The 603-nt window shown below is 71.3% G+C and carries 1 protein-coding gene; it reads right to left on the bottom strand.

Annotated elements, in window-relative coordinates:
• Window positions 1–205: 205 nt before the first annotated feature.
• A partial coding sequence (locus JAO81_RS43285) for a hypothetical protein (RefSeq protein ID WP_233416671.1) occupies window positions 206–603 on the bottom strand: 398 nt, incomplete at its 5' end.

Raw genomic sequence — 603 nt, 5'->3', positions numbered from 1 at the left:
GGCTGCGCAAGCCCTCGCCGTCGCCCTCCGGGCCGTCCCCGATGCCGCCGCCGTGGGCCGCCCGCACACCTGGAACGAACTGCACACCGCCGCCGCTGTGCTCCTGCGCAGGGGAGCGCCGGAAGGGCGTCACCTGGTCGACGCCCTCGCCGCACACGATTAGGGCAGGGGGATCATCCTGGTCCCGGGAAGATCCCCCTGCCGCTCACGCTGCTCGCGCGGACACTGACCGTCTGTTGCGCAGGCTAGCCAGGCGATTCCGAAGCGCCACCAGGCGGCCCGCGTGTTCCCGCATGGCGACGATGAGTTGGTCAGCCTGAACGAGATCTAGCTCGGCCGCCTCGACGCGGTCACCGTCGGCGTGCACGACGAGGTACGGGGGCCGGCCATCCCCGCCGTACGGCCCATCCTGGATATACGCCCCAAGGACCTTCATTCCCTCAAGGCCGAGCCAGATGGGGGCGCCGCGGTGGACGACGTCCTCGGGGTACATCCGCCCGCCCGCACCCTCCAAGTCGGCCGCGTGGTCGGACACGCACCACGACGGGCACGGGAACGAGAACCAGGCGCCTCCCGGCACAGGGAAGGTGGTCAGTGGCGAGG

The sequence above is a fragment of the Streptomyces sp. N35 genome (genome assembly GCF_016464295.1).
Lineage (GTDB): Bacteria > Actinomycetota > Actinomycetes > Streptomycetales > Streptomycetaceae > Streptomyces.
Note: the sequence above shows the minus strand (reverse complement) of the source record. Positions and strands in the feature narration are given on the sequence as shown.